Below are 25329 nucleotides of genomic sequence, written 5' to 3' on the forward strand. Positions count from 1 at the left end.
CGACATGAGCCGCACTGTATTCTGCCGCAAGTACCAGAAAGAACTGGAAGGCCTGGCCATGCCCCCGATGCCCGGCCCCAAAGGCCAGGATATCTACGAGAACGTATCCAAACTGGCCTGGGAAGAATGGCAGAACCAGCAGACCATGCTGATCAACGAAAAACACCTGAACCTGATGGACGTGAACAACCGGAAATACCTGCAGGCGCAGATGGACCGGTTCTTCAACAACGAACCGTTCGACCAGGCCGAAGGCTATGTACCGCCTGAAAAATAGGACGATTGATCAAGGCCTGAACAACCGGCAAAAACTTCCGAAAATTTTTGCCGGCCGGCCTTGACTCCAAAACCCTAAACCGGTTTAATAGCGCCCCGTTGCAGCACACAGCTCAACACGCCCGGATAGCTCAGTTGGTAGAGCAGGGGATTGAAAATCCCCGTGTCGGTGGTTCGATTCCGCCTCCGGGCACCATGAATTCAATGACTTAGCCCGCCTTGTGCGGGCTTTGTTGTTTCTGGACCTCTCGCCACTCTCATACAGCATTGACCGTGTCTTGCACCGCACGTAGGAACTCGGCGCTGCACGTGTACAGTCCTTTAGCTAAAGGGCGCCTCGCAACAACACTGGAAACGGAATTCTTCATGCCATACTGGAAAATACTCGGCTTACTTTCCCTTCTGACCGCTCTCACCGCCTGTGATAACAATGCCCGAAGCGAACTTCTGTGCACGGCAGAGTATCAATACAACACGTCGGGCGCCGATGCTGCGATCGCCGTCGTGCGTCAGATCGGTGACGAGCACGACTACGTAGTAGGCAACAATGTGGCGCGGTTTCTAATTCTACGGGGTGCTGATACCGGCAACGTTGACGACTTTGACGAAGCCAATGCCGTGTTGAGTGCGATGAAACCAGCGTCAGCCGACGATCCAGAACTTATTATCGCCCGATATATTAGCGTCCTGCGATTTCTAGCAATTGCTAATGGTAGCGACCGCAACGGCGCCCGCCAGGAGTTGACTCAATACTGTCGCGAGTCGACCCAGCCAGAAGCTGAGTGCCTCAGAAATACCATGACCGAAATATTCGAGCACATCGCCCTTTCTGACGGAACGAAGAATAATTCGTACAAAGATCTCTCGAACCTTTTCAACGAAACCTACCGGTCTGAGTTCAATGACCCTAGTTTGGATGTGCTACGCGACTACTCTCGCTCTGTGGTCACCAGTTGCGGAACGAGTGAATAGCCTGCTCTTAGAAAATGTCTGAACCAATTCGCAAAATGTTAGGGACCGCTCCTGAAATAACTACAGGTCATCCAGCAGACGTTTGGTACCAGAGCCAACAAACTGTTGAGCCATCAGATAATCCGCCACAGCCCGGTAAGCCGGCAGTGAAGTCGGATCATTCGCCGCATTGCCCGCAACCGGGTTGGAGGCAAAGCGGTCGATGACCATATCGGCAGCAGGATCTATCCAGATCGTTTGGCCATGCACACCGCGCGCCGCGAACGCCCCGTGGTCGTCGTGGCTAACCCACCACATGCCACGATAGCTCCAGCCATCGAGAAGTTTATATCCGGCTTTGGCAAACACCGCCCGGTCGCCACCATTGCGAATACTGGCAATCGCCTGGGCCGGGATAATCTGGGCCACAGCAGTCCCGCCAAGCAACAGAGACAGCGCAAAGCCGAGATGTACAGCTGAGTTCATTGTCTTTGCCTTATTCAAAGCAGCCACTCAATTGGCAGTATCGACAACAGGAAAATCCCCGTGCGTTGCAAAAACCCTGTATTGGGTTCCTGCTCATGGCGGATGACATCGCCATCAACGTGCTCTATCCAATAAAGCTCACCGTTCTCGGTTAGTCGAACTTCGTAAGCCCGCATCGGAATGCTTTCTTCAAAGGCCTCGTGGATCTTTTCTGAAAGCGCCGGGCTCTCAATCACAAAGCCCAGCTCGGTGTTCAGGTTGATCGAGCGGGGATCGAAATTGAAGGAGCCAACAAACAGTCTCTCGCCGTCAACGGCAAAGGTCTTGGCATGCAGGCTGGAGCCCGAACTACCGAAGGGCCCGGCACTCTGGTTCCGTTCAACATCAGGCGAGAGCCGCCGCATCTCATACAGATGGATACCGGCCTCAAGCAGAGCCTTGCGACGTTTGGCATAACCCGCATGAACAGCGGCTACGTCGGTGGCATCAAGAGAATTGGTCAGTATGCTTACCTCAATACCTTTGTTCGCCAAAGCCGCAAACGCATCAACACCCGCCCGGGTTGGCACGAAGTACGGGGAAATCAATGCGACCCGGGATTCGGGTTCTCCAAGAATCTCGCCAAGCTTATACGCCAGCAGATCTTCCCTTTCAGATTTCCCAAGCCCTTTGGCGGGGCTATCACTGACCATTCGGGTTCTGGCCCAGTCGAACTCCAGTACCCCAGACAACAACTGACGCACAAAATCGGATTCGGAAACCGCCTTCACATAGTCTGTCGCCGCCTGGTCGTTCTCAAGCTTCAGCGCACGACGCTCCAGCTCACGCAAATCCGCATCGGAAGCGTCGGGCAACAGCTGTTCGACGGGATACGCCGAGGCACTGGCCCAATAGCGATCAAAAACGCTCGATACCTCGGGTACAACCGGGCCAATGGCAAGCACATCCAGATCCGCAAAAAGAACGCCGGCAGTGGCACCAAAATACTCATCGCCAACGTTCCGCCCACCCACAATGGTTGCCTGGTTATCAGCGGTGAATGACTTGTTGTGCATCCGGCGGTTAGCCCGCGAGAAGTCCGTCAGGTACCCCAACCATTTGGGATTACGGATCACAAACGGGTTAAAGAGTCGTACTTCAATGGAAGGATGACTTGCCAAGGCAGCGAGTTCGGCGTCTAACCCGGAGGTGCCGTTATCATCCAGCAGCAACCGGACCCGCACTCCCCGCTCAGCCGCCGTATGCAGCTCTTCCAACAGCAGTGTTCCGGTTATATCGCCATGCCAGATGTAATACTGAACGTCCAGAGTTCGATCGGCGGCGCGCGCCAGCAGAACGCGGGCAGCAAAGGCATCCCGAGGGTTTGCCAAGGTATGGATGCCACTATTACCAGGATAGCTCTCCAACTGCGGCGCAATGGCCTGTCCGAGCCGGGTATCGGCGGCCTCATCCAGGTCCAGGGCGCTGGACTCCGATCGGTCAGCGATTGGCAATGCGCAGGCCGACAACAAGACCGATAAAAAGAAGACCATCAGCAACGTTAACGTCCGTTGCTTTGGATTCGCGAAACCAAAATCCGGAATAAATTGTCTCAACGTGCCTGCCCCAATAGCGCCCCAACTCGCATGAAAACAGATTTGCCCGGGTAATGACCATAGGCGTTGATATCCAATGGTCAGACTACCATGTCGCTGGCGTCCGCCCTCTGCCCTATTAACAATCGGGCGATTATTCAGCCGGTCCTGGCGCAAACACCATCCTTAGCCATTCTCACAATTAAATTTACAAATCTTTTTCAAACTCAACTAAAAATTCAGGAGAAAATGCCGTATACCGTCCCAACAGGCCATTAAATGACTCGCAGGGAGGCGGTTACCAAAGGAAAAATCGATGCGTGCTTTTTGGGGAAACCTTGCGGTGGGAAAGAAGCTGGCTTCCAGCTTTGCGATTCTGGTGCTGCTCATCCTGATCGTCGCGGTCGTCAGCATCACCTCACTCAACGACTACAACCATCGCGTATCGATATTAAAACAGGCCAACCAAGCTGAAATCTCGTTGCTGGAGGCTGAGCGGGAGGAGAAGAACTATCGGATACACGAAACCCCCGAATCCATTGATCGAGCCGCCGACTACCTGGTGCAAACCAAAGCCGCTCTGGCCACATTGATGACACTGATCCAAAACGCAAGCGACCGGCAACTGGTTGAACAGATACGCGCCGATATCGAAGACTACCAGTCTCTCCTGAACACCTATACGGCAAGCCTATCCGCCGGCGCTGCTGATACGTCGTCCCTCGAAGAACAACTATACAAAGCCGCTCACAATGCCATTGGCAAGACCGAGGAACTGAAAGAGCGCGAGCGGATTCTGATGGAAGAGCGTTATGACCTGACGGTTATCGAAATCATCGCTATAACCGCACTGGCCATGTTTGTGGCGGCGATCGTGGCATGGACCCTCACTCGATCAATAACACGTCCGATCAGCGAAACCCTGAGTATTGCCAACAAGGTTGCATCGGGCGACCTCACCGTGGACAGCCGAAGTAGTCGTGGCGATGAGTTTGGCCAGCTGTTGGCCGCATTTGGCATCATGGTCACTAACCTCCGGGGACTGATTCAGGAAATCAATCAGGGTGCGGCCAGCATCGCTTCGGCGTCAGAGGAACTCTCCGCGGTCACCCACCAGACAAACATGGGGGTCGCCGAGCAGAAGTCGCAAACAGATCAGGTCGCCGCAGCGCTGAATCAGATGGTCGCGACGGTCACTGAAGTTGCTCGAAGTGCCGAAGCCGCCTTTCAGTCCGCAAATCACTGCAGCGACAAGACAGAAAGTGGTACTGCGACTACCAACGAGACCCTCAGCTTCGTATCCGAGCTGAACTCGCAAAGCACCTCGGTCATGCAGCAACTCAATACCCTGAAAGCCGAAACCGACAATATCGGCACGGTGCTGGACGTTATCAAAGCAGTTGCTGAGCAGACCAACCTTCTGGCGCTGAATGCTGCGATCGAGGCTGCCCGGGCCGGAGACCAGGGGCGCGGCTTTGCCGTAGTGGCGGATGAAGTAAGGTCACTTGCCAAGCGAACCCAAACGTCTGCAGTGGAAATCGAGTCCCTGATCGGCAACCTTCTCGCCAGCGCCGAAGCGGCGGTATCAGACATGGGGCGCGGGCATCAATTGGCCAAGCAAACACTGGAACGGGCAGAACTGGGAGGCACGGCCATTCAGGCCATTGCGGAAGCTGTTGAAGAGATTCGCCGTTACAACAGCCAGATCGCTACCGCCGCTGATCAACAGATCTCGGTTGCCGAAGACATGAACAAGAATATGACTCAGATCCGGGATATTGGAGACCAGTCTGCGGCCTCCACGGAGCAGGTATCGGCGGCCAGCGAGGAACTGGCAAGACTTGCCGAAGGGCTTCACACGCAAATCGCGCAATTCCGGTACTGACCAAGCCAGCGGGCCTTCCGATCACGAACGACAACAACTTGAGGTGGGCAACGAGGTTCGAGGTATCGATTAGGGTTCGCTGACGCCAGAGACTGTTACCCCACCCGGGCCTGCAGAGGGGACATCTTCCGCTCCACCTCTCCACGTTCCTCCTGGGCTCTTTTCAAGCGGGAATAGTTGGTTGGGGTCGGTTCCCGGTCATAGCGTGTCTGCGCCTGATGCGCCAGATCGCACTTCTCCAGCCACTGTTCAATAAGCTCTACTGTGCTCATGGTCCACCTCCGTTGTCATTAGGTATGCGTTCACCATAAACGACCAACGGAGGTAGAATCCCGAAAGCTTTATGCTTGAATTGTGGCAAATAATGATCGGAAATCAGAGCGCCCGGTGAGTTAGCGCATGGCCTTCATTCCCTCAGCCCACTTGGCCAGCTCCGTCAGCATGGTCGAGGCCGATCCGGTATGATGCTCAGTCACCTGGAACTTGCGATTCTCGTCCAGAAGTTCCCAGGGCATCTGCACCATTACGCCTTCCACCATGGGCATCATTTTAACGGTGGTCACCAGTTGTTTTGCCATCTGGGCAGACCTAAGCCCGCCAGAGACGCCGCCATAGCTGACAAAGGCACACGGTTTATAATTCCACTCGTTGTACACGTAGTTGATCGCGTTCATGAAGGAAGGCGGCGGGCAGAAGTTGTACTCCGGAAGCACGAACACGTAGGCGTCTGCGCCGGACACACTCTCCGACCAGTTTTTCGTGTGCTCGTGCTGATACTGCTGCTGACGCGGGTGATTGGGCTCGTCATAAACCGGCAAGTTAAAATCCGCCAGATCCACCAGCTCACTGTTAAAAGCACCCTGTTCGTTGGCAAAACCGTTGAACCACTCAGCGATGGCTGGGCCGACACGGCCGGGGCGAGTACTGCAGATGATTGTCTGTAACTTGAGGGACATGGCACGCTTCCTTTTGCTGAATAGACCGATCTACCGCGCAAACCGTACGGCAAAACCGGTTCGCGCCGTTATGTAGTCTTGATCAGTCTAGCCTCAGCGCCAGGCGATAGATAACACAAGCTTCTGCAGGAATTGTTCAGATTTACTGACGATCCCGGAGCACCTTCCAGTCCAGAACATTTCCCTCGGAATCGAACTGAACATAGCCGGAATAGCCGTCGGATTCATGCCAGGTCTTAACGTAACCGACCACCTGGCCATCTTCGGCAATCATTTCAAAGGAGGTGTTCTTCTCGTGGATAATGCGGTGATCATCACTGTCAGGAGCGACTTCTTGAAGTTTCAGGTTCGGGTTTCCGGGAAGTGCGATATCGAGCAGATGTGAGTTCATGGCAAAACCTCTTCGGGCATTCAGGCAGGGGACCGGTTTCGATCCGTCACGGCCAGTGTAGGCATGATTTGTGTCGCTGCGTTGACACACCTCAAGACCGTTTCCGTGTTCAGCAGACTGTCACAATCCACGTCTTTGAACCCTGGACCGGCTGGCTGCTATGTTAGTTCCGAAAACAGGAACCGGAGGCTACCCCAATGGACTACGTCAGCCCGATCAGCAGCGCCATAATGGCGGTTGTCTGGATCGTCTACTTTCAGCTCTTTTTCCTGCAATACAAACGAAATAACCGCCCCTATCTGGTCATCCACCATGCCCAGAACGAGAACCCGGATGCACTGTGTTTGCTGGTGAACATGGGGCAGGAAACGGTGCATATTCAGTGTGTACAGGTTGTGGTGCATACCCGGGCTGGGCAAGAAAAAACCCTGACGGTTACGCAATACGAGAGCGTCGCACCGGATGACTCCAACGTACAGCATGCTCTGCGGCAAGGCCCGGTGCCTTCCGGTGGCTACCTGGTTCTGGGCTCGTTCCGGAATGTGATTCTCGGCAAGAACAGCGAGGACGAAGACAGCGACTATCTTTTCGAGGACATTACAGGATTTGAACTTCGGGCAGCCGTGATTCACGGCCCCAGCACCTACCCCGTAGGTGTGCGCCGGAGCTTCACTTTGCGCCACGATGGCAGACCAAAAATATTCCCGCACAACATTCACAGCGAGCAGCTAAACCGGCGCAAAGACCGCAACGAGGTGCGCCGCTGGCTTGAGGAAGAGCTTCAGCCCAAATGCAGAGGTCGTTCGGAATCGGACAGCTCCGACCAGTCCGCCAGCGAATAGGACGGGGAAGATGAATCCCCGGCCGAGTTAGCGGTCTCCCGAGGTGAGCCGAGACAGGAAAGCATCCAGGTCTCTTACCTCTTCAAGGCACAGGCTATGTTCCATTCCATAGCTTTGATACTCCGGCTCGTACCCGAGGTCCTGAAGTGTCCGAAGTGCCGCCTGGCCAAGTGTTTCGGCCACGATAGGGTCGAAGCGACCATGGCCGATAAATACCGGCAACTTGCGGTTGGCTTCGCTCAGTTTGATGGTATCAACCGTAGCGAAGTAAGTAGACAGCGCAAACAGGCCGCCAAGACGCTCCGGATAGCTGAGGGCCAGCTCATAAGCCACCGCACCGCCCTGGGAGAAACCACCCAGAATGATGTTTTCACTGGCAACACCGCGCTCCCGCTCGGCCTGGATCAGCTCTGCAACCATGGCTGCGGACGCGCGAAGCTGTTCGGCATCAACCTTACGATCGACGTCCATGGCAAGAATGTCGTACCAGGCCGGCATCACCATTCCGCCATTGATGGTAACCGGCAGCTCCGGTGCATGGGGAAAGATGAAACGGACGGGCTGCTCCCGCGAGAACCGGAACTCCGGAACCACCGGCTCGAAGTCATGACCGCTGGCGCCAAGACCGTGCAGCCAGATGATGCTGGTTTGCGGGTTGTCGCCGGTGTCGATTTGCAGTGTTTCAAGGGGTGTCATCAAGGCTCCACTCGTGTCGAATAAGTGCCGAGACTCTACCACTTTTCAGGCTATCGAGACCAAAGATCCGTTTTGATACCCGACCACAGTTTGCGGAATTCTCCTGCCGCCAGTGAGCCTGGGGCCAGCACTTCAAGTGGTTGCCCTTCTTCCCCCATACGCTCAACCGCACTCGCATAGGGGACGGCAGCAAGCGCAGGCAAGCCAAGCTTCTCTGCGTCCCGCGCCAACACATCTCGATGCAGATTCTTGCGCCTATCCACCATTGAAAAAAACGGACGCAACTTCTTAACACCGAGTTTTTTATCCTTCACAAACTCTTTCAACTGATCCCAGCTGTTCAGGGACAACCAGGTGGGTACCACCGGTACATACACCTTGTCAGCCACATCCAGCACCTGCTCGGTAAGCCGGGATAACGTGGGCGGGCAATCCAGAATTACCAGACTGGTGTCTTCCGACAAAGGTGCCAACAGGTCTTTCAACGCGTTGCCATCGTGCTCCTGTTCGAGCTTGATGTCGAAATTTCGAAAGCTGGAATGGGCGGGGATAAAATCCAGATTGGGATAAACGTCTTCGTGAATAAAGCGGGCAATAGGCGATTTCCCCTCCAGCAGTTTGGAGAGTTTCCGGCCCTTCACGGGCTCTGCTCCGGCAAGGTAGAAACTGGAGGCCCCCTGTGGATCCAGATCCCAGAGCAAGGTCCTCAGATTGTCCCGGCTGGCCAGGTAAGCGGTGTTGACCGCAGCGGCGGTCTTTCCAACCCCGCCCTTGGGGCTGTAGAAGGCGATGATTCTCATCCTGTGCGGCTCCTGCCGTGTTCCATGTCAGTAAACACTACAGGATAACAGCGACCCAGCGGCCATTCATGAAGCTTTTATGACAACCGGCAAGCGACGATTGGCAAGAACTGTCCGGGATAGGAGGGCACGAAAGGCTTTCGTAAAACCACTTTCACGCGGCTTTGCGAAAGCCCTCCGACCGAACCGTCTTGTCCCGGCTGCGCTTGTATTTGGTTTTGTCCTCAACCACACGCATCTGGTATTTTGGTGTTCTCAATTCCCGTTGCACAGCACTATGCTGCGTGGCTTTCGCCCGTTTTCTGGCCATCTCACAGTCTCCTCTTCTGGCCGGTGTTTTGTGGCGGCTAGTATAACATCTTCGGATTCAGCAAGAGCGTAAGCAATGACACTCACTGTCTGGCTGACCTTTCTGGTCGCAGCTGTTTTTATCAGTATTTCGCCTGGCGCCGGCGCGGTGAATTCCATGAGCAGCGGGCTTCGCTACGGGGTGCGTAAATCTCTGCCCACCATTGCCGGTCAGCAATTCGGTTACGGCGCACAGATCGTGCTGGTAGGCGCCGGGCTGGGCGCAATCGTCGCCTCCTCCAATACTGCTTTGGCAGTGATCAAATGGATTGGCGTGGTTTACCTTATCTGGCTCGGCATCCAGAAATGGAGGGAGCCACCTATTGAAGCATCCCGGGCGGACCTCTCCGCGTTCAGTCCAAGACAACAGTTCTGGAACGGAGCTCTGGTAAACCTCACCAACCCGAAGGCCACCATCTTCCTGATTGCCCTGTTCCCCCAGTTTCTGGTGGCGGGCACGCCCCATGGTCCTCAGTTGGCAACCATGGGGGCTACGCTGATCTTTGTCGATATCCTGGTGATGGTAGGCTATGCCATTCTCGCCAGCCAGCTGTTCCGGTTCATGACCACCCCTGCGCGCCAGCGGCAAATGAGCCGGGTTTTTGGTGGCCTGTTCGTGACCGCAGCGGTGGCCCTGGCCAGTTTCAAGAGAGCCTGAATTGCCACTGGCTGATAGGTAGTTCTGTGTAATTGTGCGGCCATTGCGATTGCCGTCAAATACTCCGACATCAACCTGGGAGCCAACAACGTGCTGATTGCATCTCTCGCCATTCTTGCCGGCCTTGCCCTTCTGGTCTGGAGTGCCGACCGCTTTGTTGAAGGATCGGCCGCTACGGCTGGCCATTTTGGAATGCCACCTTTACTGATTGGCATGGTGGTGGTTGGCTTTGGTACCTCGGCACCGGAGATGGTGGTTTCCGCGCTGGCGGCCTCTCAGGGCAACCCCGGCCTGGCGCTGGGTAATGCCTATGGTTCCAACATCACCAACATCGGCCTGATTCTCGGTATCACCGCCGTGATTGCCCCCATTGCCGTACACTCTCAGGTGATGCGCAAGGAATTGCCGATTCTGGCCCTGGTTACCCTGGCGGCGGCCTGGCTGCTGTTTGACGGCGAACTCAGCCGGCTGGATTCGACCGGCCTGCTGGTGCTGTTTGCGCTGGTGCTGGGCTGGAGTATCTGGTCTGGCATGAGAAAAACCGATGATGTCTTCGCCACCGAAATGGATGCCGAGCTTGCCACTCATCCCATGCCCATTCGCAACGCGATGCTCTGGCTGGTCGTGGGGCTGGTTCTGCTGATTATCAGCTCCCGTATTCTGGTCTGGGGCGCAGTCGATCTTGCCACCCGCTTTGGCGTCAGTGACCTCGTGATCGGCCTGACCATTGTGGCTATTGGCACATCTCTGCCGGAACTGGCCTCTTCTATCATTGCGGCCCGCAAGGGCGAGCATGATCTGGCTTTGGGTAATATTCTGGGCTCCAACCTGTTCAACACCCTGGCCGTGGTCGGTATTGCCGGCTCCATTGCCCCCATGGCGGTGGCCAATGAAGTCTTGATCAGGGATATTCCAGTGATGGTGGGCCTGACCCTCGCCCTGTTTGTGCTAGGCTATGGATTTCGCGGGCCCGGGCGTATCAATCGTGTGGAAGGTGTTGGGCTGCTGGCCATCTTCGTGGGCTATACGGCCTACCTGCTAAGCACCACCTTTTAAGAGAGCAGTCCCGGGGTCAGCAACCATTCACTGACTCCCGGATACTGCTCCAGATCCAGGACAAACTCCTGACCACGTGCCGCGCACTTTAAGCGGCAGTATTCTCCGGAATCCTCCAGGCGCCAGCGTTCCGGATTGTGATGATAACTGAGGGGTGACTTACCAGGTTGAGGCATGAAGCCAGCCGGTAAGCGCCAGTCCGTGACCATTGAGGCTCCGGGTGCGGTCAGCCGGTGCTGATCTGACAAAGCCTGCACGGCTCCGGCGGCTGGCAAATCCTCACGCAAGCTTGGAATCTGAAGCCTGTCGCCGCTGACATAGAGACTGTTCTGTGCTGATCGCTCGCCATGCAGGTGCGGATGATAGCGCGCCCAATCCGGTACCGGCGACGCGTCGCCCAGAGGCCAGACGTCGGCCACCTGCAACCAGCCCCAGACAGCATGAAACGGTCGGCTACCGGGCACAAAGCGCCATCGTCTCCGATAACGTTCCACCGGCCGGAACAGCGCAAAAAAGAGAAAAAGATCACCAGGCCCAATGTCATGATTGGCCAGGTGCGCCTGGGCCGAACTGTGCTGGCCAAGCACCGGGCGCCAGCCTGGCAGCCGGGGATAGGCACTTTCGATAACATCGGGATCCAGATGCGCACCACGTCTGGAAAACGCCTGCTGCCCGGTAAGCTGCGACACCAGCGAACCAATGCTTTCTCCGTGGCGCCGGACCTGGCTATAGCGAATGGGCGACTGGTCGTCCGGAATGGGCAGTGCCAGGCAACTGCCGTCCGGGAAGACCGGATTGGGACAGCCACCAGCGGAACTGTCGAAGCCTTTTCTGCTGAGGATCAGTTTCATAGCCGAGCATTATTGACCAAAGCGGCGCAAACAAAAAAGGCCCGTCGGCGTTTGCCGGCAGGCCTTAAGATTCTGCTGCGAGGAAGTTACCGCACCGCGTTCACCACTTCATCCACTTGCAGCCGTACGCTCTGCAAGCCGCCACCGGACAGGTACCAGAGGCCTGGGTTAAGCACCACGACTTCGGTAGACACACCAGCCTCGGCCAGCGAAGCTTTCAACGTCTCCGGCGCCAGCGGTTCATCTCCGATCGCGGCACTGCGATCAACCACCAGCAGGTTATCCGGCGCCATTTGCGCCAGAACATCGGCTGTTACCGGATAGAAGGTACGCTCGCCACGCACCACGGGCTGCACACTGTCTGGCACAGCCGCAGGTGTCAACGCCAGTAGCTCGTAGACCAATGCTTCCTGCCGGAGTGAAAAGTTCCCGTTATTATGGGTCACCACGGTAACGGTACCTGCGTCGGCCAAGGTCGCCTTTTGCGCCTCAACGTGCTGCCAGAGCGCGTCCAGCTCTATGCCAGCCGCTTCTTCAAGGCCGTAGTAGCCAGCCAGGCTGAGCACCCGGTCATTCACCGCGGCCTGAAGATTATTCCCCTCCAGCGTGACATCACGTACTGGAGCCGCCTTCGCAAAGGACGTAAGGGCTTCCGCGCCCTGGCGCCCGGTCATCAGTACCAATCCTGGTTTCAGGTCAGTGGCCAATGCCAGGTCGGGGGTCTTCAGACCGCCTGCGTCCGGCAGCCTTGCCCCCAGGTCCGCCAGATAATCCGGCAGGCTCTGGTGTGGAATGGCCACAACCTTTTCTTCCAGACCCAGCTCCAGCAAGGTGTCCAGTGCACCGTGATCGTAGCTGATCACCGTGGGGCCGGTTACTTCCGTCGTGGTCGCGCACCCGGTCAGGGTTATGCCGGCCAGAGCAAAAGCCATAATCCGTTTCATTGAAGTCATGGTTACTCTCCTCAGAAGTCGACCGCCAGGCCAAGGTTCAGGCGACGGCCATCCAGCACCACGCCATAGTCATCATTGGTGATTTCTTTATCAGCCAGGTTGTACAGCCCCGCGGTCACCCGGGCAGAATCGGTCAGTTGGTAAAGCAAGCCGGCATCCATCAGCGTGTAACCCGGCGTACCATCTGACATGCTACGGCGGCCAAGGTAATCACTGGTTTCACCACGGTAGTTGGCCTGGAACCAAAGATTCAGCCGGTTATTCGCTTGCCAGTCCAGGTTGGCGTTAGCCATGTGCTCAGGAATTTTGTTCAGCGGTTCGCCTTTGTACTCGCCGGTCTTCTGTTCAGAGTCGGTGTAGGTGTAGCTGGAATTCAGAGTGACCGAGTCGGTCAGCCGGTAATCCAGCGTCAGTTCGACGCCTCGCATTTCGGCTTCGTCGATGTTGGCCCGGGTACTCAGGAACAGGTAGTCGTTGCCCTGAAAGCTGCAGGTCCAGGTTGCCGGGTCATCGCGATCCCCATTGGGAGACTCACAAAGCCGGTCTTCGGCAATCTTGTCTTTGAAATCGGTCTGGAACAGCATCACGCTGGCGTTCAGCCCCATGGCCCGGCTATCAAACACCATTCCCGCCTCGTAGCTGATACTGGATTCCGGATCCAGTTCCGGGTTGCCGATGATCAATGCCCGTGGATGCGGCGCTGGTGAGCCACCGCCGCCAGTGCCGCGGCCGAAGCCTTCGGTCACATCGGCCAGACCCGGCTGACGATATCCCGTAGACACCCCACCCTTGAGGGTCAGCTCTGGCGTCAGATCGTAAAGTGCGTAAACCCTTGGTGAAAACTCACCGCCAAACAGCTCGTCATCGTTGTAACGCAGCCCTGTGGTCACCGACAACTGCTCGGTCAGCCCCCACTCCACTTCCGAGTACACTGCAGCGATCCAGCGATCAACACTGCGGACGGCGCCTGGAATATTGGATGTCAGCAAACCGTTGGTTTCGTCGGTCAGCTTTTCCTTCTTGTACTGGCCACCCACCGTCAGCACATGGTCGCCCCAGAACCGTGTAGCCTGGGTATCCAGCATCGATACTTTCTCTTTCTTGGTCTGATCCTGTACCCGCTCGGACAGGTCATGCTGGATAAAGCTCCGGGTCAACCAATCGCCATAGTTGCCGGCGTGAGACAGCACGTATACATCTTTGTCATAGATGTAGTTTGAGCCGGTTTCATCCTCTGCCACACTCTTGCCGGGTGTGCTGGTCTCTTCCAGACGGGAACTGTCGTAACTCAGGGCAAATTCGTTGCGACTATCCGGAGTCAGAATCAGCTTGGCACCACCCTGCTTGCGCTTGCTTTCCGGGGTACTGCGTGCGGAGTCATCGGCACCGGCAAAATCGCTCTCATCATCCCCTCCCCAGGCAGCATTCACTTCCGCACTGAGCAGGTCCTCCACCAATGCGCCGCCGGCAAACAGGCTGGTCTGCCGGCTGTCGTTGCTGACATCGTTCAGAGATTTGGTGTACTCGGATGAGATAGTGCCCGCCCACTCACCACGGTTTTTGCGGGTGATGATGTTGATGACGCCGCCCATGGCTTCAGAACCGTACAGCGACGACATCGGGCCACGGATGACTTCAACCCGCTCGATCATGGAGATGGGCGGCAGAGCAATCTGCTTGCCACCGTCCTGGCCGTTGGTGTTTACCGAACGCCCCGCTGAGACCGGCCGGCCGTCGACCAGATAAAGCGTGTAACTGTCGTCCATCCCCCGAATGCTGATGTCCTGCGCACCACCGCCACCGGTTACGTACACTCCCGGGATGTTATTCACCGCATCGACAATACTCTTGTAGGACTTCTTCGCCAGCTCGTCGCCAGAGATCACCGAAATACTGGCCGGCGCATCCGAGATATTCTGCTCGAAGCCAGCGGCAGTCACCACAATTTCACCCAGCTCAACGGGCTCGGCCTGGGCCAGACTTGCGGCGCTGGCACTGGCCAGGGCAACCGCTGACGCCAGCAAAGGAAAACGACGGCGCATGAATAACTCCTTGTGTTGTGCAACGTTCACGATGTATCAGTTTTCGCATTTGCGAATCATTATCAGTGGCGTGAACATTAACACAGCGCAAGGGTTCAGGTGTTGGAATGATGCGTTCCGCTTTTCGGAACAGCCTGTGTGGCAGTACCACCGCCCCCAGTCCATTCCTCCGGGATACAGCTTCGTAGATGAGCAATAAAGGCCCGCACCCGACGGGGAAGAACACCATGAGGATAAAGCAAGGTCACTGGCAGGTCGGGTCCATACCACTCCGGTAGACAGGACTGAAAACTGCCGGGATGAGCCGTCAGCCGACGTTCCACCAGCCAGACCGGCATCAAGCCCAGGCCGCGGCCCGCGGCAATGGCGTCACCCTGCACATTGAACTGGTCCACGGTAAACCGACGGTCCGGTAGCGACAGCGGAAAATTGCCCTGGCGGGAGTGGTGCAATATCACCCCGGTGTCTGCCATACCCAGCAGATCCACCCAGGGATGATGGGCAAGCTCTCCCGGTGCAGCCGGCTTGCCGTGCTGCCGGAAATAGGCCGGGCTACCGAAAATACCCTGCTTGAGTACACCGAGCACCTCCTGGCGCAGCGCTGTCTCACCGGTCTCGCCCAGCCAGATACACACACCGTCCTCGACCGCTTCCGGCAGGTTCCTCTGGGTGTGAATCGCAACACGAAGGTCGTCATGGTCAGCCATAAAGGACTCAACCACCCCGGAAAACCAGCCACGCACAAAAGATTCGTGACAACGCAATTCCAGCTTGCCGGTTACCTCGGCTTTGAGTTCGTCCAGTGCCTCCCGCCCCTGCACCACCAACTCGAGAATGTCGTTGCAATAGCGGTAGAACACACGCCCGGCATCGTTCGGCACGATCTTCCGGGATTGTCTCAGCAACAGTGGCTGCCCCACATTCTCCTCCAGTTGTCGAATCCGGCGGCTGAGAGTGGACTTGGGTAGTCCCAGATCCCGGGTACTGGCGGTCAGGCTGCCGGTGCGCACTACCGACACGAAAGCTTCCAGCTCCTGCAAGTCATACATAATTTGGTTCCATTATTTGCAACTGACCGTTCCAATTTATCACTTTAAAACCTTAACGAGAACCATTATCATTATTTTCCATTAAAATTTGCAAGCTATCTAACACCCCGCTGCCGGAGCGCACTGACCATGACATGCCGCACTCACGCCCTAAAACAGACGCTTCTCCGTTCCATTGCCGCACTGACGCTCTCCACCATGGGCGTGGGTGCCAGTCTCGCGGATAGTCGGTCTGTGGAAACGGCCTATGGCCCGGTAACGGTCAACGGCCAGCCAGAGCGAGTAGTCACACTGTATGAGGGTGCCCTGGACACGACACTGGCCGTCGATGCCAACCCAGTGGGCGCAGTGATTACCCGTGGCGGCAGCGACGTTGCCGATTACATCAAGTCCCGGGCGGGTGATATCGCTATTGTGGGCGCACCGGCCGAAACCAATATTGAAGCGGTTATCTCCGTCCGGCCCGATCTGATTCTGGCTGCACCGCGCACCAATGAGCAGCAATACCAGTTGCTGTCGCGTATTGCGCCGGTGATCGTGTCAGATGTTCCCATGTTCCAGCCGGACAGCTGGGAACGGGAAACCCGCCTGTTCGCCAAAGCCCTGGGGAAGGAAGAGGCCGCTGAGCGGGTGATTGCCAAAGTCGAATCCCGCATTGGCGAAGTGGCCGCCCTTGTGGCGGCTCGCATCCCGGAAGCCCAGCGAGATGCCACCCTGGTTCGCTGGATGCCCCAGGGGCCCCTGGTGATGGCGGAAGGCCTGTTCTCGGCCTCGATTCTTCAGGCAGTAGGCTTCCGGATAGATGACAATGATCTGGTTAAAGAAGGTCGCCCCCATAGCGAACCACTGAGCCTGGAGAACCTGTCCAGCATGGATCAAAGCTGGGTATTCCTGGCGACACTGAATGAAGATGGCGACAAAGCACTGGAGGCGGCCCGCCAATCCCCGGCCTTTGCCCGCCTGGATGCGGTTGAACACGACCGGGTGATCACCGTCAGCGGGCAACTCTGGACCAGCGCTACCGGACCTCTGGCGGTACTGGCCATTCTTGATGACATCGAAGCCGCGGTCACTGCCATTCAGCCCTGAAGCGCCCAATGTTGAACGCTCTATCCCCGACTAGCGTGGTTGCGTCTCGCGCTTTTTTCCCGCCGCTTCTGGCTGCGGGATTTTTATTATTACTGGTGGTACTGGCCAGCCTGCTCTATGGCGCCGGCCCGGTGTCTGCCAGCGATGCCATGGCGGCGCTGATGGCCAATGGCACGGAGGAAGCCTGGTTTGTGGTCACCGAGCTTCGGCTGCCCCGCACCATCATTGCCCTGATCACCGGCCTTGCACTGGGCCTGGCCGGTGCGCTGCTCCAGTCCATGACCCGCAACCCACTGGCCGAACCGGGCTTGCTGGGCGTCAGTGCTGGCAGTGGCTTTGCAGTGGCCCTGGCCATCCTCTTGGGCGCCACCACAGCCACTCTCACCACCCTGTCCGCCCAGCTTGGAGCGCTCGCCGGCTGTGCCCTGGTGATTGCCGCTACCAGGGTGCAGGGCCTGGGCAATGATCCTGTGCGTCTGGTATTGGCCGGGGCTACGATGACAGGTCTGCTGCTGGCACTGACCTCCATGTTGATGCTGATGGACCAGCGAGCCGCCGATGAGATTCGCTTCTGGATTACCGGCAGCGTGGCCGGCAAACCCTTGTCCATGCTTTGGGCAACGCTTCCCTCCATCACTCTCGCCCTGGTTCTGATTGCTATCGTGGCACGACCACTGGCAGCCATGGCCCTGGGCGAAAAAGCGGCCGTTGGACTGGGACATCACCCGGGGCGAATCCGCTTCCTGATCACTTTCACGGTTGCTCTGCTGGTGGGCTCGGCAACGGCCCTCGCCGGGCCCCTGATCTTTGTCGGACTGGTGGTGCCGTTTATTGCCCGGGCCTTTTCCGGCCCCGATATCCGCAAGACCCTCTGGCTGTGTGTGCCTGTTGGCCCTGCCGTGGTACTGGGTGCCGACGTGCTTTCCCGGTTGATTGCCGCGCCCGCCGAAATGCCTCTGGGGGTGGTTACCGCGCTGATTGGCGCTCCGGTGCTGCTGGCCATTGTCCGGGCCGGCCGGATGCCTTCGCTATGACCGCAGGATTCGCCATGCCGGATAAACGCAACACGCTGGTTAATACCGCCCTGCTCGGGCTGTTAGTCCTGGCAACCATCATCTCGCTGGCCACCGGTACCGTGCAGGTTTCCCTGTTCGATACCCTCAGGGCATTAGCCGGCCACGCAGACCCGATGACCGATTTCGTGATCAACGAGCTTCGTCTGAGCCGGGTAAACGCGGGACTACTAAGTGGGGCTGCGCTGGCCATGGCCGGGTGCCTGATGCAGACCCTGGCCCGTAACCGTCTGGCGACACCGGGCATTATCGGCATCGATAACGCGGCTACCGCCTTTGCGGTCGCGTCGGTGGTGGGCGTGGGGCTATCGCTGGCGCCATCGGCCATGGCACTGGCCGGAGCGGCAGCCGCCACGGCGATTGCCTTTGGCCTGGCGGGGGCCAATGGCACCCGGGGTTATCGCTTTATCGTCGCCGGCATCGGCATTGGCGCCATCGCGGGCGCAGTCACCCAGGTAATGCTCAGTCGGGTGGCGATTGATGCCGCCAATGCAGCCTATCCCTGGACCGTGGGCAGTCTGAATGCCCGTTCCGGCCAGAGTGTTCTGGTGCTCGGAATTGGCCTTGCGGCCGGCTACCTGGTTCTGATGAGTCTCAGCCGGGCCCTCAATACCTTGCAGTTCACGGATGCGGTAGCCATTGCCCTGGGCACACGACTGAAAGCCACCCGCATAATCGGCCTGGGTTTGTCGGTGATGCTCACGGGCCTGGCAGTATCCGTCTGCGGGCCGGTTGGCCTGATTGCCCTGCTGGCGCCGGAGCTTGCCCGGGCCCTGTGCCGCCCGGGCAAGGTTCCGCTCACGGCTGCGGCCCTGGCGGGCGCCAGCTTCATGCTGGTTGCCGACCTGTTAGGCCGCACGCTGTTTGCGCCTCTGGAAATTCCGGTGGGCATCATTACCGCCATCGTCGGCAGCCCCTACCTGCTCTGGATACTGCTGAGACCTTCGCCACGGAGCCTGACATGAGCCAATCCCAAACCGCGACCCTTGCCGCCGACGACATCACTCTGGCGCACCGTCAGTTTATTGTGGCGGCGAATCTGAGCCTTCATCTGCCAACGGCCCAAGTCACCGCCATCGTGGGCCCCAACGGCTGCGGAAAATCCACCTTGCTGAACGGCCTGGCCCGGATTCATGCGCCCAAGCGGGGCTCGGTGCTTCTTGACGGCAAGGATATCCATCGCCTGCCGTCCAAAGAAGTCGCCCGGAAACTGGCCCTGCTACCCCAGGACAACACCGCCCCGGAAGGTCTCACCGTTGCCGACCTGGTGCGCTTTGGCCGCCAGCCTCATCAGGGCTGGATGGCACAGTGGTCGAAAGAAGACCAACGGGCCTTCGATCAGGCGATACAGGCCGCCGATGTTGCCGGACTGGCTGACCGTGCACTGGACACCCTCTCTGGCGGGCAACGACAGCGGGCCTGGATTGCCATGTCGGTGGCCCAGCAAACGCCGCTGTTACTGCTGGACGAACCTACATCGGCCCTGGATCTGGGCCACCAGATTGAAGTGTTTGAGTTAATCCGGGCACTGAGCGGACAAGGCAAGACCATCGCCATGGTGGTGCACGACCTGGCCAGTGCCTGTCGCTATGCGGACCATATGGTGGCCATGAAAAATGGAACCATTATTGAGGAGGGCGCTCCGGCGGAGATTGTCTCACCGGAGCTGGTGCAGGAACTCTACGGCGTCAGCTGCGATCTGATTCACGACCCGGCCACCGGTAGCCCGTTACTGGTCAATGTGCGCCGCAATCCCTGAGCGGTATCAGGCCGCGGTTTCGGCCCTGGCCTTTTCCCGGGCAATCGCGGCTGGCGCTCCGGCCGCCAGCACCACAGCGCCAGCCGAGCAGGCCAGCATGCTCAGCACGATAGGCAGAAGCGCATCACCCCCAAAGGCCGATGACAGCGCACTGATCCCTCCGGCCAGGGTGAACTGGGAGGCGCCAAGCATGGCAGCGGCGGTTCCGCCCAGATGCGGAAAGAACTCCAGCGCATTGGCCATGTTGTTAGGCACGATCCCGCCCTGACAGCCAATGGCGCCAATGATGAACAACGCCACCGCCCAGAACGGCCCGCCCAGAAACACCACGGTGACCAGCCCGACCAGCATCAGGAACTGCAGCATGACCTGTACCCGCAACAGGATTACCGATGGGAAACGCCGCAACAGTGGCCGGTTGACCAGATTCAGCACCGCCATCAATCCGATATTGGCCGCGAACAGCATGGAGAAACTGGCATTGGACAGGCCGAACCACTCCTGGTAGATAAACGACGAGTGGGTAATGAACAACAGCATGGTGCTGAAGCACATCACCTGAATACCGACAAAGCGCATGGTTGTGCTATGGCGAAGCACCAGCAGGTAGTTGGTCACCAGAGTTTTCACCGGCGTCGTGGCCTGGGGCCTGGGTTTCAGTTTCGGAAACAGAGCGATTTGCAGCACCACCGCCAGCAACAAGGCGTAGCCGGCCAGGAGCACGAAGATCCAGTGCCAATCGCCGAGCGCAAGCATCAACGCACCGAGTGAAGGTGCCGCAGCCGGGGCAATAAACATGATCAGGCCAATCAGGCCGAACAGGCGCGCCGCTTCCTGCCCGCCCACCTGGTCCCGGACAATCGCCGGCACCGAGACCGCACAGAAGGCACCGCCGATGCCCTGCACAATTCGCCAGCCCACCAACTCCGCCAGGGTATCGGCTCCGGCAATCATCATCGCGGCAATGGCGAAAATGGTCAGCCCGACAAACAGAATCAGCTTGCGACCATAGCGATCCGACAAAGGCCCGCCCACCAGTTGGGCGAGACCAAGGGTGGCGACATAGGCACTGAGAGTCAGGCCCACATCCGCGTGGGGAATACCAAATCCGTCGGCAATATCGGGGAACGCTGGCAAATACGCATCCAGAGCCAGAGGCCCCAGGGCGACGGTCATACCAAGTAATAACGCGAGCTGAAAATGAGACAAGGGCTACCTCCGCTGACTAGATAGATAGCTAACAATAATCAAGGAGAAACCACAATGCGCGGTTTCCGAAGCCCGGGCAGAACTCAGCTACTCAGGCCTAATCGAGCACGCACTCCCGGCTATAAAGCTGACTGAGCTTGCGTCGTTTCTGGCGCAGGCCATTGCCTCGATCATTGCTGTAACCGGCTCGCAACTGGCCCTGAATCCGGTCCAGCTGCTTCCGATATTTCTCGCACTGTGCCGCCTGCTTTTTCGCCTCTCTGGCCTGGGCGTAGCGATCCGTGCTGCCGGGGGCCAAAAGGCGACTCACCTCGGCCCGGCTTTGCCGCACTCGGTCAGCCTGGCGGATGTTTTCGCCCATGGGGACGGTCACCGGTGGTTTCACCGAAACACTGGAATGTCGCAGCTGCCTGGGAGGCGTATCGGAAAAGTGAATGGACCCGTTGGCATCGGTCCAGCGGTAGATTTCAGCAGTGGCGGGCGCTGCCGCGGCAACGAAAAGCAGGCTCAGGGCCAGTCTCCTTGGCATGGGATCACATCCTGTGAAAGAGTTATCGCAACATTCCCGCTGCCATCACGGCAGCGGGACAGGCGCTGGGGACTATACCGAAAACCTGCGCCACTTTCAGGAACGGGTCAGCGGTCCAGCAACTCGATCCAGTGGTTCACCGGCACGTCTGCTTTGCTCTCCAGGTGCAACTGGCAGCCAATGTTGGCCGTGACAATCCGCACCGGGTTCTCCACCGTCAACGCCTTGAGCTTGTTATCCAGCAGCTTCTGGCTCATCTCCGGCTGGGTAATGGAATAGGTACCCGCCGAGCCACAGCACAGGTGCTTGTCTTTGGTGGCCGCCAGGTCGATTCCCGCTTTGGTGAGCACCTGCTCCACTACTCCATTCTGTTTCATGGCGTGCTGCAGGGTACACGGACAGTGGAACGCCACCTTGCCAGCCTGGGCACTGGCCTTTAGAGGCTCCAGGTCTTCCTTCAACAGGAACGCCCCGAGATCAGTGCACAGCTCGCTCACCTTCCTTGCCTTGTTGGCGTAGACCGGATCATCTTTCAGCAGATGGCCGTAATCCTGGACTATGGCACCACAACCTGACGCGGTCATGATGATGGCCTCGGCTCCAGCTTCAATGGCGGGCCACCAGGCATCGATGTTGCGGCGCATCTGTTCCAGACCGCGCTCATGTTCGGACAGATGGTAGTTCACCGCGCCACAGCATCCGGCCTCGGGGGCTTCCACCATGGTCACGCCGAGCTTGTCCAGCACCCGGGCGGCGGCAGCGTTGGTATTGGGCGCAGCCGACGGCTGAACACAGCCGGCCAGGGCCAGAACCACACGGCTGTGGCTCGACGAGGGCCAGGGGCTGGCGTGCCGGCGGGGCGGCACCTTGGTGCGCAGCTTCTCCGGCAGGACCGGCCGGAAGGCCTGGCCCAGACGCAGCATCAACCCGAACAGCCGGCGATCCGGCAGGAAGCGGGTCAGCGCCCAGCGCAGCCATTTTTCCTGCGGCTTACGCGGCAGCTCTTTCTCCATCAAACCACGGCTGATATCCACCAGGCGGCCATATTTCACGCCGGAGGGACAGGTGGTTTCACAGCTTCGACACGTCAGGCAGCGGTCGAGATGTTCACGGGTTTTCTCGGTCACTTCGCCGCCTTCCAGGAACATCTTCATCAGATAGATGCGGCCACGGGGCCCGTCCCGCTCGTCGTTCAGTTCCTGGTAGGTTGGGCAGGTCGCGGTGCAAAAACCGCAATGCACACAGGCCCTGAGGATTTCCTCCGCTTCCTGACCTTCAGGATCATTGGCAAATTGTTGAACCAGATTCGTTTGCATAATTACAACCAGCTATAGAGACGGCCAGGATTGAAAATGCCGTCGGGATCGAACGAGTGTTTCACGCGGCGCTGGATGGTTTTCAACGCCTCGGGTTGGCTGTGCATTACTTCGGCAGTGCGATCACCACCCCGGAACAGACTGACCTGACCACCGGCCGCACGAGCCAGCGGCTCCAGATCGCTGAGTGATGCCTGGCCGCGATACCATCGCTGGGAGCCAACCCAGTCGATCATCCAGGGGCCTTCAAGCTCCGGCGTTCTGGCGGTGGAATCCAGGGAGAACCGCCAGAGAGGTGCTTCCGGATCGTCAAAGAAGCCGTGCTGCATGTCCTGAACCTCTCTCCAGAACTGGTCACCCTCAGCCATAACCTCGCCACCCCACTTCTCGGCGGTCGCCTCAACCGCTGATTTTGCACCGGCAAGGCGCAGGTACACCTTGCCATCTACCCAGCAGGCACCGGTGATGGGTTTGGGCTCACCGGCACGGCGGTTCATGTATTCCACCACCTCGTCCATGGCCATCTCCCGCACCAGGGTAACGGTGGCCGCCGGCTTCGGCATGACTTTCAGGCTGATCTCGGTGATCACCCCGAGTGTTCCCATGGCGCCGGCCTGCAGACGGGAAACGTCGTATCCCGCCACGTTTTTCATCACCTGGCCACCAAAACGCAAGTGTTCGCCCTTGCCGTTCATCAGGCGAATACCCAGCACCTGATCCCTCACCGATCCCGCCCAGGGTCTGGCCGGGCCGGACAGGTTGCAGGCCATTGTGCCGCCGATGGTGGATGCGTCGCCAAAATGCGGCGGCTCAAAGTGAAGACACTGGCCCTGCTCCGCCAGCACCGCTTCAATTTCTTTCAGGGTGGTACCGGCACGTACCGTCAGCACCAGCTCTACCGGATGGTATTCCACCACACCAGTGTGCTCAGCCAGGCTCAGAGTGCTGGCATCAGCATCGCTCTGGCGCCCCATAAAGGACTTGCTGCCGCCGCCGACAATGTTGAGTTTCTGCCCGTTACTGCGGGCCCGGAGCACCTGCTCCTGTATCGTTTGGATCTGATCAGCCATGGGCAGTGTCCGCCTCTTCGTGCTTGTGTTGCTTGTGCTCGATGGAGCGGTATTCCTGACAGAATTTCAGGGTGGGCACCCCTTTGCCCGGGTTCAGAATTCCGGTGGGGTCGAAGGCCGCTTTCACATCCTGGAACTGCTGCAGCTCGTCATCATTGAACTGCACCGCCATCTGGCGAATTTTCTCCACGCCCACGCCATGCTCACCGGTGATGCAGCCACCCACCTCAACACAGAGCTCCAGGATCTTGCTGCCGAACGCCTCGGTGCGCTCAAACTCGCCTGGCACGTTGGCATCAAACAGGATCAGCGGGTGCAGGTTGCCATCGCCCGCATGAAACACGTTCGCCACCCGCAGGCCGAACTCTTCTGACATCTTTTCCATTTCCAGCAATACCTTGGCCAGATAGCGACGCGGAATGGTGCCATCCATGCAGTAATAATCCGGCGAGATCCGCCCCACCGCCGGGAAGGCCGACTTGCGCCCTTTCCACAGCAGAGCCCGCTCTTCCTCGCTCTGTGAGGTGCGAATGGAGGTCGCGCCCAGCTTACGGAACAGCGCTTCGGCCTCTGCGATGTGTTCGTGCACTTCCTCTTCGGTGCCGTCCACTTCACACAGCAGCAGGGCCTTGGCATCCCGGGGATACCCGGCACCGCAGAAGTCATCGGCCGCGACAATGGCATGACCATCCATCATTTCCAGGCCACCGGGGATGATGCCGTGGGAAATCACGCCACCCACCGCGTCGCCCGCTTTCTCGATGCTGTCGAAGCCCGCCATGATCACCTGTGCCACTTCCGGCTTGGGCAGCAGTTTCACCTTCACCTCGGTGACCACGCCCAGCAGTCCTTCAGAGCCGGTGAGCAGCGCCAGCAGATCCATACCGCAGCTGTCCAGACCATCACTGCCGACCGTTACCCGGTCACCCTCGGCGGTGATCATTTCCACACTGAGGATGTTGTGCACGGTCAGGCCGTACTTCAGGCAGTGCACGCCACCGGAGTTTTCGGCCACGTTGCCGCCAATGGTGCAGGCGATCTGAGAGGAAGGATCCGGCCCGTAATAAAGGCCGTACTGTGCAGCCTCTTCGCTGATCGCCAGGTTACGGACACCCGGCTGCAGGCGTGCGGTGCGACCAATCGGATCAATGTTCAGAATTTGGTTAAACTTGGCCAGCGAGAGCACTACCCCTTCCTTATGCGGCATGGCACCGGCACACAAACCGGTACCGGCACCACGGGCCACCACCGGCACACCGTTTTCGTGGCAAATGCGCATGACCCGCTGCACCTGTTCCACGGTTTCCGGGAGCACCACCAGCATGGGCATTTCCCGGTACATGGCCAGGCCATCGCACTCATAGGGTTTCAGGGTTTCGTCATCGGTGATGACGAAGTCCGGGTCAATAAAGGCCCGGAACTGCTCCGCCAGCCGGGATTTGCTGATACGGGATTGAGTATTCATAAGAG

General features: G+C 58.3%; 26 protein-coding genes, 1 tRNA gene and 1 pseudogene. 11 read left to right on the forward strand and 17 right to left on the reverse strand.

What is annotated here, in order from left to right; translation table 11 throughout:
• Positions 1 to 4: 4 nt before the first annotated feature.
• The 3 genes from C7436_RS08895 (at position 5) to C7436_RS08905 (ending at position 1248) form a co-directional block, all read left to right on the forward strand.
• Positions 5 to 277: an oxidative damage protection protein gene (locus tag C7436_RS08895; RefSeq protein ID WP_014422534.1), complete on the forward strand. Its 273-nt coding sequence runs from the start codon at positions 5 to 7 to the stop codon at positions 275 to 277.
• 119 nt (positions 278 to 396) lie between these two features.
• Positions 397 to 472: transfer RNA gene (locus C7436_RS08900), tRNA-Phe, on the forward strand.
• A gap of 170 nt (positions 473 to 642) precedes the next feature.
• The gene (locus C7436_RS08905; RefSeq protein WP_121207545.1) at positions 643 to 1248 is read left to right on the forward strand and encodes a hypothetical protein; all 606 of its coding nucleotides are present in this window, start codon (positions 643 to 645) and stop codon (positions 1246 to 1248) included.
• Between the two features lie 60 nt (positions 1249 to 1308).
• Here C7436_RS08905 and C7436_RS08910 read toward each other — a convergent pair.
• Both C7436_RS08910 and C7436_RS08915 read right to left on the reverse strand, forming a co-directional pair.
• Positions 1309 to 1650: pseudogene (locus C7436_RS08910) on the reverse strand (6-aminohexanoate hydrolase); the annotation flags it as partial.
• Positions 1651 to 1727: 77 nt separating this feature from the next.
• A complete protein-coding gene (locus tag C7436_RS08915; protein WP_121207908.1) occupies positions 1728 to 3245 on the reverse strand; it encodes a phospholipase D family protein in 1518 nt (505 codons plus the stop codon).
• 358 nt (positions 3246 to 3603) lie between these two features.
• On the opposite strand from C7436_RS08915, the gene C7436_RS08920 reads away from it, so the two are divergent.
• A complete protein-coding gene (locus C7436_RS08920) occupies positions 3604 to 5172 on the forward strand; it encodes a methyl-accepting chemotaxis protein (RefSeq protein WP_121207547.1) in 1569 nt (522 codons plus the stop codon).
• A 95-nt stretch (positions 5173 to 5267) separates the two neighbouring features.
• Here C7436_RS08920 and C7436_RS18745 read toward each other — a convergent pair whose 3' ends face one another.
• The 3 genes from C7436_RS18745 to C7436_RS08930 form a co-directional block, all read right to left on the reverse strand.
• Positions 5268 to 5444 (reverse strand): hypothetical protein, encoded by a 177-nt coding sequence (locus C7436_RS18745; protein WP_153740605.1) that lies wholly within the window; start codon positions 5442 to 5444, stop codon positions 5268 to 5270.
• Positions 5445 to 5564: 120 nt separating this feature from the next.
• Complete coding sequence (locus C7436_RS08925; RefSeq protein ID WP_121207549.1) at positions 5565 to 6128, reverse strand: NADPH-dependent FMN reductase; 564 nt, start codon at positions 6126 to 6128, stop codon at positions 5565 to 5567.
• Between the two features lie 142 nt (positions 6129 to 6270).
• Positions 6271 to 6519 carry a hypothetical protein gene (locus C7436_RS08930; protein ID WP_121207551.1) on the reverse strand — a complete coding sequence of 83 codons (249 nt, stop codon included), beginning with the start codon at positions 6517 to 6519 and terminating at the stop codon, positions 6271 to 6273.
• Positions 6520 to 6716: 197 nt separating this feature from the next.
• Between C7436_RS08930 and C7436_RS08935 the strand changes: the two genes are divergently transcribed.
• Positions 6717 to 7361 (forward strand): hypothetical protein, encoded by a 645-nt coding sequence (locus C7436_RS08935; RefSeq protein ID WP_121207553.1) that lies wholly within the window; start codon positions 6717 to 6719, stop codon positions 7359 to 7361.
• A 27-nt stretch (positions 7362 to 7388) separates the two neighbouring features.
• Here C7436_RS08935 and C7436_RS08940 read toward each other — a convergent pair whose 3' ends face one another.
• The 3 genes from C7436_RS08940 to C7436_RS18825 all read right to left on the reverse strand — a co-directional run bounded on the left by C7436_RS08940 (position 7389) and on the right by C7436_RS18825 (position 9167).
• Positions 7389 to 8057: an alpha/beta hydrolase gene (locus C7436_RS08940; RefSeq protein WP_121207555.1), complete on the reverse strand. Its 669-nt coding sequence runs from the start codon at positions 8055 to 8057 to the stop codon at positions 7389 to 7391.
• Positions 8058 to 8107: 50 nt separating this feature from the next.
• A complete protein-coding gene (locus C7436_RS08945) occupies positions 8108 to 8857 on the reverse strand; it encodes a ParA family protein (protein ID WP_023008655.1) in 750 nt (249 codons plus the stop codon).
• A gap of 154 nt (positions 8858 to 9011) precedes the next feature.
• Positions 9012 to 9167 (reverse strand): hypothetical protein, encoded by a 156-nt coding sequence (locus C7436_RS18825; RefSeq protein ID WP_022990772.1) that lies wholly within the window; start codon positions 9165 to 9167, stop codon positions 9012 to 9014.
• Positions 9168 to 9242: 75 nt separating this feature from the next.
• Between C7436_RS18825 and rhtB the strand changes: the two genes are divergently transcribed.
• Together rhtB and C7436_RS08955 are read left to right on the forward strand one after the other, a co-directional pair.
• Entirely contained in the window at positions 9243 to 9863 is a 621-nt protein-coding gene (gene rhtB, locus C7436_RS08950) for a homoserine/homoserine lactone efflux protein (RefSeq protein WP_121207557.1), read from the forward strand.
• Between the two features lie 90 nt (positions 9864 to 9953).
• Positions 9954 to 10919, forward strand: a complete 966-nt coding sequence (locus C7436_RS08955; RefSeq protein WP_121207558.1) for a calcium/sodium antiporter — start codon at positions 9954 to 9956, stop codon at positions 10917 to 10919.
• Here the strand turns inward: C7436_RS08955 and C7436_RS08960 are convergent.
• From C7436_RS08960 to C7436_RS08975, 4 genes are all read right to left on the reverse strand, one after another.
• The gene (locus C7436_RS08960) at positions 10916 to 11770 is read right to left on the reverse strand and encodes an Nmad3 family putative nucleotide modification protein (RefSeq protein WP_121207560.1); all 855 of its coding nucleotides are present in this window, start codon (positions 11768 to 11770) and stop codon (positions 10916 to 10918) included. The two genes, C7436_RS08955 and C7436_RS08960, sit on opposite strands and share 4 nt — an antisense overlap.
• A gap of 86 nt (positions 11771 to 11856) precedes the next feature.
• A complete protein-coding gene (locus C7436_RS08965) occupies positions 11857 to 12723 on the reverse strand; it encodes a substrate-binding domain-containing protein (RefSeq protein ID WP_121207562.1) in 867 nt (288 codons plus the stop codon).
• A gap of 11 nt (positions 12724 to 12734) precedes the next feature.
• On the reverse strand, positions 12735 to 14765 hold the full coding sequence (locus C7436_RS08970; protein WP_121207563.1) for a TonB-dependent receptor domain-containing protein: 2031 nt from the start codon (positions 14763 to 14765) through the stop codon (positions 12735 to 12737).
• Positions 14766 to 14860: 95 nt separating this feature from the next.
• On the reverse strand, positions 14861 to 15814 hold the full coding sequence (locus C7436_RS08975) for a LysR family transcriptional regulator (protein ID WP_011786707.1): 954 nt from the start codon (positions 15812 to 15814) through the stop codon (positions 14861 to 14863).
• A gap of 129 nt (positions 15815 to 15943) precedes the next feature.
• Between C7436_RS08975 and C7436_RS08980 the strand changes: the two genes are divergently transcribed.
• Genes C7436_RS08980 through C7436_RS08995 form a run of 4 tightly spaced genes read left to right on the forward strand, consistent with a single transcriptional unit; the run spans position 15944 to position 19735 of the window.
• Positions 15944 to 16903 (forward strand): ABC transporter substrate-binding protein, encoded by a 960-nt coding sequence (locus tag C7436_RS08980; protein WP_228198085.1) that lies wholly within the window; start codon positions 15944 to 15946, stop codon positions 16901 to 16903.
• 8 nt (positions 16904 to 16911) lie between these two features.
• Positions 16912 to 17937 (forward strand): FecCD family ABC transporter permease, encoded by a 1026-nt coding sequence (locus tag C7436_RS08985; protein ID WP_121207567.1) that lies wholly within the window; start codon positions 16912 to 16914, stop codon positions 17935 to 17937.
• 14 nt (positions 17938 to 17951) lie between these two features.
• Positions 17952 to 18941, forward strand: coding sequence for a FecCD family ABC transporter permease (locus tag C7436_RS08990; RefSeq protein ID WP_121207909.1), 990 nt, complete (start codon positions 17952 to 17954; stop codon positions 18939 to 18941).
• Entirely contained in the window at positions 18938 to 19735 is a 798-nt protein-coding gene (locus tag C7436_RS08995) for an ABC transporter ATP-binding protein (RefSeq protein WP_121207568.1), read from the forward strand. The genes C7436_RS08990 and C7436_RS08995 overlap by 4 nt, the downstream gene beginning before the upstream one ends.
• A gap of 6 nt (positions 19736 to 19741) precedes the next feature.
• On the opposite strand, the gene C7436_RS09000 is transcribed toward C7436_RS08995, so the two are convergent.
• The 5 genes from C7436_RS09000 to C7436_RS09020 all read right to left on the reverse strand — a co-directional run bounded on the left by C7436_RS09000 (position 19742) and on the right by C7436_RS09020 (position 25324).
• Entirely contained in the window at positions 19742 to 20944 is a 1203-nt protein-coding gene (locus tag C7436_RS09000; protein WP_121207570.1) for a multidrug effflux MFS transporter, read from the reverse strand.
• 97 nt (positions 20945 to 21041) lie between these two features.
• Positions 21042 to 21473, reverse strand: coding sequence for a DUF4124 domain-containing protein (locus C7436_RS09005; protein ID WP_121207572.1), 432 nt, complete (start codon positions 21471 to 21473; stop codon positions 21042 to 21044).
• Positions 21474 to 21580: 107 nt separating this feature from the next.
• Positions 21581 to 22789 (reverse strand): glycolate oxidase subunit GlcF, encoded by a 1209-nt coding sequence (glcF, locus tag C7436_RS09010; RefSeq protein ID WP_121207573.1) that lies wholly within the window; start codon positions 22787 to 22789, stop codon positions 21581 to 21583.
• Between the two features lie 2 nt (positions 22790 to 22791).
• Positions 22792 to 23859 (reverse strand): glycolate oxidase subunit GlcE, encoded by a 1068-nt coding sequence (gene glcE, locus C7436_RS09015; RefSeq protein WP_121207575.1) that lies wholly within the window; start codon positions 23857 to 23859, stop codon positions 22792 to 22794.
• Positions 23852 to 25324: an FAD-linked oxidase C-terminal domain-containing protein gene (locus C7436_RS09020; protein ID WP_121207576.1), complete on the reverse strand. Its 1473-nt coding sequence runs from the start codon at positions 25322 to 25324 to the stop codon at positions 23852 to 23854. Before C7436_RS09020 ends, glcE begins: the two co-directional genes overlap by 8 nt.
• Positions 25325 to 25329 lie beyond the last annotated feature (5 nt).

Source organism: Marinobacter nauticus (assembly GCF_003634635.1).
Classification (GTDB): Bacteria; Pseudomonadota; Gammaproteobacteria; order Pseudomonadales; family Oleiphilaceae; genus Marinobacter; species Marinobacter nauticus.

What these genes read in the sequence shown, in the direction of transcription:
- C7436_RS09005 (WP_121207572.1), bottom strand. Translation starts at nt 21,473, where the DNA reads ATGCCAAGGAGACTGGCCCTGAGCCTGCTTTTCGTTGCCGCGGCAGCG.
- C7436_RS08930 (WP_121207551.1), bottom strand. Translation starts at nt 6,519, where the DNA reads ATGAACTCACATCTGCTCGATATCGCACTTCCCGGAAACCCGAACCTG.
- C7436_RS18825 (WP_022990772.1), bottom strand. Translation starts at nt 9,167, where the DNA reads ATGGCCAGAAAACGGGCGAAAGCCACGCAGCATAGTGCTGTGCAACGG.
- C7436_RS08965 (WP_121207562.1), bottom strand. Translation starts at nt 12,723, where the DNA reads ATGACTTCAATGAAACGGATTATGGCTTTTGCTCTGGCCGGCATAACC.
- C7436_RS08925 (WP_121207549.1), bottom strand. Translation starts at nt 6,128, where the DNA reads ATGTCCCTCAAGTTACAGACAATCATCTGCAGTACTCGCCCCGGCCGT.
- C7436_RS08970 (WP_121207563.1), bottom strand. Translation starts at nt 14,765, where the DNA reads ATGCGCCGTCGTTTTCCTTTGCTGGCGTCAGCGGTTGCCCTGGCCAGT.
- C7436_RS09020 (WP_121207576.1), bottom strand. Translation starts at nt 25,324, where the DNA reads ATGAATACTCAATCCCGTATCAGCAAATCCCGGCTGGCGGAGCAGTTC.
- C7436_RS08995 (WP_121207568.1), top strand. Translation starts at nt 18,938, where the DNA reads ATGAGCCAATCCCAAACCGCGACCCTTGCCGCCGACGACATCACTCTG.
- glcE (WP_121207575.1), bottom strand. Translation starts at nt 23,859, where the DNA reads ATGGCTGATCAGATCCAAACGATACAGGAGCAGGTGCTCCGGGCCCGC.
- C7436_RS08960 (WP_121207560.1), bottom strand. Translation starts at nt 11,770, where the DNA reads ATGAAACTGATCCTCAGCAGAAAAGGCTTCGACAGTTCCGCTGGTGGC.
- C7436_RS08975 (WP_011786707.1), bottom strand. Translation starts at nt 15,814, where the DNA reads ATGTATGACTTGCAGGAGCTGGAAGCTTTCGTGTCGGTAGTGCGCACC.
- C7436_RS08980 (WP_228198085.1), top strand. Translation starts at nt 15,944, where the DNA reads ATGACATGCCGCACTCACGCCCTAAAACAGACGCTTCTCCGTTCCATT.
- C7436_RS18745 (WP_153740605.1), bottom strand. Translation starts at nt 5,444, where the DNA reads ATGAGCACAGTAGAGCTTATTGAACAGTGGCTGGAGAAGTGCGATCTG.
- C7436_RS08940 (WP_121207555.1), bottom strand. Translation starts at nt 8,057, where the DNA reads ATGACACCCCTTGAAACACTGCAAATCGACACCGGCGACAACCCGCAA.
- C7436_RS08905 (WP_121207545.1), top strand. Translation starts at nt 643, where the DNA reads ATGCCATACTGGAAAATACTCGGCTTACTTTCCCTTCTGACCGCTCTC.
- rhtB (WP_121207557.1), top strand. Translation starts at nt 9,243, where the DNA reads ATGACACTCACTGTCTGGCTGACCTTTCTGGTCGCAGCTGTTTTTATC.
- C7436_RS08895 (WP_014422534.1), top strand. Translation starts at nt 5, where the DNA reads ATGAGCCGCACTGTATTCTGCCGCAAGTACCAGAAAGAACTGGAAGGC.
- glcF (WP_121207573.1), bottom strand. Translation starts at nt 22,789, where the DNA reads ATGCAAACGAATCTGGTTCAACAATTTGCCAATGATCCTGAAGGTCAG.
- C7436_RS08920 (WP_121207547.1), top strand. Translation starts at nt 3,604, where the DNA reads ATGCGTGCTTTTTGGGGAAACCTTGCGGTGGGAAAGAAGCTGGCTTCC.
- C7436_RS08990 (WP_121207909.1), top strand. Translation starts at nt 17,952, where the DNA reads ATGCCGGATAAACGCAACACGCTGGTTAATACCGCCCTGCTCGGGCTG.
- C7436_RS08945 (WP_023008655.1), bottom strand. Translation starts at nt 8,857, where the DNA reads ATGAGAATCATCGCCTTCTACAGCCCCAAGGGCGGGGTTGGAAAGACC.
- C7436_RS08985 (WP_121207567.1), top strand. Translation starts at nt 16,912, where the DNA reads ATGTTGAACGCTCTATCCCCGACTAGCGTGGTTGCGTCTCGCGCTTTT.
- C7436_RS08935 (WP_121207553.1), top strand. Translation starts at nt 6,717, where the DNA reads ATGGACTACGTCAGCCCGATCAGCAGCGCCATAATGGCGGTTGTCTGG.
- C7436_RS08915 (WP_121207908.1), bottom strand. Translation starts at nt 3,245, where the DNA reads ATGGTCTTCTTTTTATCGGTCTTGTTGTCGGCCTGCGCATTGCCAATC.